Source organism: Archangium sp. (genome assembly GCF_036389735.1).
GTDB lineage: Bacteria > Myxococcota > Myxococcia > Myxococcales > Myxococcaceae > Archangium.
Genome location: NZ_DASVWK010000657.1, coordinates 1 through 3,870 on the forward strand (window position 1 = coordinate 1; position 3,870 = coordinate 3,870).

The window sequence follows — 3,870 nt, forward strand, 5'->3', positions numbered from 1 at the left end:
GGCGCTGAAGGGGCGTGCCGGTGAGCGCGGTCACCAGGTAGCCGTCCGGACGCACCAGCACCAGCAGCCAGAAGCGCTCGGCACGCCACTTCAAATCGGTGTACTCCACGCGCTCGCCGCCCACGAGCACCTCGCGCAGCAGCCAGTACAGCACCCGGCGTGGAGCGAAGCTCCTGGCGGTGACGCGCGTCTTCGCCAGCCGCTCCAGCAACTCACGCGCCTGCCCCAGGTAGAGTGCCGCGCCCGCCGGGTGCCGGGCCTCTTCCCCAAGGCCGCTGGCCTCCTGCACCACCTGGAAGAGGTCCACCGACTGCTCGGGGAAGCCGCCAGCGCTTCCCGCCACCTCTTTGGATGGGAGAGTGGCCAGGGGCCGCTGAGGTCCGGAGTCGTAGCGCAACGAGGTGGCCCGCGAGTGGCGACCGACACCGCTCATCAGGCCCCCGGGCGGAGGGCCCGTGGCGCACCCTTCGAGAAGCACCAATACCGCCAGGGCCAGGAGGGCCACGCCAGGTTGAGTGGACACGCGAGTGGACAAGCCGCACCTCCGGACGACGCGCACCGGCCCCTCACCTCGAACCTGCATGCTCCGCACCGTGGCGGCCCGTTGTAAATTTTTCGAGACGCGTCCGGTTTTACATCGCCGAGGTCCCCGTGGCGCTACTTTCCGGGTCGTTCTCCTGGGGCGGATTCCAGCGGTAGTCTTCCCCTCGATATGCATTCCCCCCCTTCACGACAGCGGCAGACCGCCAGCGGCAAGGAGGCCACCCGCCGCGTCCTCTTCTCCCACGAGGGAACCGACTTCCTGGAGGTCTGGCCCCTGCCGGACAGCGACAGGCCGCACGCTTCCGAGCGCTACCTGGCCCGGCCGCGCACCTCCCAGGGTGTAGGTCCCCTCGTCGAGGTCACGGTGTTGCCGGCCCATGCGCCTCGGGAAGCACGGCTGCGCCTCGAGGAGGAGGTGTGGCTCGCCTCGCGACTCCAGCACCCGGCCATCGCGCGGGTTCATGGCTTGTACGAGGTGGGGGAGGACTTCTTCCTCGTCTCGGAGCATGTGGACGGCTGCGATCTGGAGACGGTGGGCGTGTTGACCACGTTGCGACAGGCGCGCATGTCCGAGGCCTTCGCGCTCTACGTGGCCAGCGAGGTGGCGGGGGCGCTGGACCACGCGCACACGCTGAAGGACGAGCGGGGAGCGCCGTTGGGGATCATCCACCGCGCCGTGGGTGGGGAATCCATTCGCGTGGAGCGGGCGACGGGCGCGGTGAAGCTGGCCGACTTCGCGGCGGCGTTCTGTCTGATGCCCGGGCGCGTCCCCTCGCCCGAGGGACTGGTCCGGGGCCTGCTCGACACGGCCGCGCCCGAGCGCCTGCCGCTGACGGGCAGGGCCGAGGTGGATGCCCGGGCGGACCTCTTCTCCCTGGGCGTGGTGTTGTTGGACCTGCTCACCGGTCGGGTTCTCTATGACCTGGAGCCGGTGGAAGCCGCCGCCGAGCAGGCCCTCGGAGTGCGCAAGAGGCGGGTGAAGTTGAAGGCGGAAGTGCCGAGCTGGGTGTCCGTGACGCAGATGGCCCTGCGGGCCGCGGCCTTCCATCCCTCGCATGTGGAAGCCGTGATGCGGGAGGCGGGCGTGTCGGCGCCCGTGGGGGACGTGCTTCGCAAGCTCCTGCGTCACGAGCCGGATGCGCGGTACGCGACAGCGGCGGAAGTGAGAGCCGCGCTCCAGGCGTGCCTGGGCGCGGCGGGGGACCCTCCCTACGGAGCACCGGAGGCGGCCAGGGAGCTTTGCCAGGCCATCGCCGAGGCGGAGGAGTCCGTGTTGCGAGAGGAGCTGGGCGTGTTCGAGCTGGGGGTCTTCGCGGATGACGTACCGCCGCCCCGGGAGGACACGCCTCCGCGTGCGCTCAGAGGGCGTTGAGCCCCTTCACCACCCGTCGCAACAGCCGCAGCTTGTCGGAGGGCCATCCGCGCAGATCCTCCAGGATGCTCCGCAGCTCCAGGGACTCCGTTGGAGCGACAGGCGGAGGTGTCACCCCCGGAGGACTCAAGGAGAGGAGCGTGTCCGAGGAGACGTTCAACACGGCGCACAGCTCCCGGAGCTTGCCGATGCTGGGCAAGCCCACGCCGCGCTCGAGGCGTCCGTACACGGCGGGAGAGAGTCTCGCCGCCCGGGCCACTTGTTGCTGAGTAAGCCCCTGGCGTTGTCGTGCGTCACGGAGCACTTCACCAAGTCCTGGTTGCAGCTTTCGGTCCATTCGGAGCCCCCTGGGAGACAAGGGGAGCACCGGCTCGCGCGTACACGGTGCTCTCCTCTGGTCATCTTACCTCCTTGGACGTCAACGTGGCAGCAACCTGCTTCGTCTCCTGGCGGGATTCATGCGCCATGTGAGCGCGACTTCAGCCCCCGTCCATCCCCTTCAATCCCCCGGCGGGGCAGGGGGGCGGGCGTCTTTGGCTGCCCCGGGCCCGCCGGGAGTGATAAACCGCCGGGACTTCCTCTTCATCCCTACCCGGAAAGGCCTTCGCATGCTGCTGCAGGGCAAGAAGATCCTCATCACCGGAGTGCTCACCCCCCAGTCGCTCGCCTACGGCGTGGCCGAGCACGCGCTGGAGCAGGGCGCGGACATCATCCTCACCGGTTTCGGCCGGGCGCGCTCGCTCACGGAGCGCAGCGCGAAGCGCCTCAAGGCGGGCACCGAGGTGCTGGAGCTGGACGTCAGCAACCCCGCCCACTTCCCCGCCCTCACCGAGGCGATGCGCCAGCGCTGGGGCCGGGTGGACGGTGTGCTACACTCCATCGCCTACGCTCCCGAGGACGCACTCGGCGGCAACTTCCTCAACACTCCCTGGGAAAGCGTGCAGACCGCGTTCCGCATCTCGGCGTTTTCCCTCAAGGAACTGGCCGTGGCGGCCATGCCGCTGATGACCCAGGGGGGCTCCATCGTCACGCTGGACTTCGACAACCGCGTGGCCTGGCCCATCTACGACTGGATGGGGGTGTGCAAGGCGGCCCTGGAGTCGACCGTGCGCTACCTGGCCCGTGACCTGGGCCCCAAGGGCATCCGGGTCAACGCCCTGGCCGCCGGCCCGCTGGCCACCGTGGCCGCCAAGGGCATCCCCGGCTTCAAGGCCCTGGAGAAGGGCTGGGGCCTACAGGCACCCCTGGGGTGGGATGCCCGCAACAGCCATGACATGGTGGCCCGCACCGCCTGCGCGCTCCTCTCGGACTGGCTGCCCTCCACCACGGGCGAGATGGTGCACGTGGACGGCGGCTACCATGCCATCGGGGCTCCCCCGGTGGGGACCGACGAAGGGGAGAAGGGGGGCGGGGAATCCGGTTCTGGCCCCTCGACTGCCTGAATGCTTCCCGGCGGGGCGGGCGCCGTTGCCCTCTCCACCACCGAGTTTTGATGCCCCCCCGCTTTTGCTGAATGGCGGGGTCAAGATACAGTCTGATCGTTTCCTTCAACCGGGTCCCGATCTTCGGGTCCGGGAGGAGCCCTGGGTTTGAGCGCGAACATCCTCCTCGTGGATGACAGCCCGACCGTTCGCAACATCCTCAAGATCTATCTCATGAACCTGAAGATGGGGTTCGTCGAGGCAGAGGATGCGACTCGGGCGTTGCAGCTCCTCCGGCTGGTGCCGGTGAAGCTCGTCATCGCGGATATCAACATGCCGGGCATGGACGGCATCACCTTCGTGAAGCAGGTGCGCCAGAGTCCTCTGACGCACGTGCGAGACGTTCCGGTCATCCTGCTCACTGGCGAGCGGGGCGGCGACCTGCGCCAGCGGGGAGTCGAGGCCGGAGCCAACGCGTTCATCAACAAGCCGGTTTCCCATCACGACCTGACGGAAACCGTGCGCAAGTTCCTG

At 68.8% G+C, this 3,870-nt stretch carries 4 protein-coding genes and 1 pseudogene; 3 read left to right on the forward strand and 2 right to left on the reverse strand.

The annotated features are described in order from the left end of the window. A pseudogene (locus VF794_RS22990) lies at window positions 1-343 on the reverse strand (hypothetical protein); the annotation flags it as partial. A gap of 369 nt (window positions 344-712) precedes the next feature. On the opposite strand from VF794_RS22990, the gene VF794_RS22995 reads away from it, so the two are divergent. Continuing rightward, a complete protein-coding gene (locus VF794_RS22995) occupies window positions 713-1,915 on the forward strand; it encodes a protein kinase domain-containing protein (protein ID WP_331113840.1) in 1,203 nt (400 codons plus the stop codon). On the opposite strand, the gene VF794_RS23000 is transcribed toward VF794_RS22995, so the two are convergent. Beyond that, window positions 1,902-2,252, reverse strand: a complete 351-nt coding sequence (locus tag VF794_RS23000) for a helix-turn-helix transcriptional regulator (protein ID WP_331113842.1) — start codon at window positions 2,250-2,252, stop codon at window positions 1,902-1,904. The genes VF794_RS22995 and VF794_RS23000 overlap by 14 nt on opposite strands. Before the next feature lie 271 nt (window positions 2,253-2,523). Between VF794_RS23000 and fabI the strand changes: the two genes are divergently transcribed. After that, window positions 2,524-3,357: an enoyl-ACP reductase FabI gene (gene fabI, locus VF794_RS23005; RefSeq protein ID WP_331113844.1), complete on the forward strand. Its 834-nt coding sequence runs from the start codon at window positions 2,524-2,526 to the stop codon at window positions 3,355-3,357. 147 nt (window positions 3,358-3,504) lie between these two features. Next, on the forward strand, window positions 3,505-3,870 hold a 366-nt coding region (locus VF794_RS23010), incomplete at its 3' end, for a response regulator (RefSeq protein ID WP_331113847.1).

What these genes read in the sequence shown, in the direction of transcription:
- VF794_RS22995 (WP_331113840.1), top strand. Translation starts at nt 713, where the DNA reads ATGCATTCCCCCCCTTCACGACAGCGGCAGACCGCCAGCGGCAAGGAG.
- VF794_RS23000 (WP_331113842.1), bottom strand. Translation starts at nt 2,252, where the DNA reads ATGGACCGAAAGCTGCAACCAGGACTTGGTGAAGTGCTCCGTGACGCA.
- fabI (WP_331113844.1), top strand. Translation starts at nt 2,524, where the DNA reads ATGCTGCTGCAGGGCAAGAAGATCCTCATCACCGGAGTGCTCACCCCC.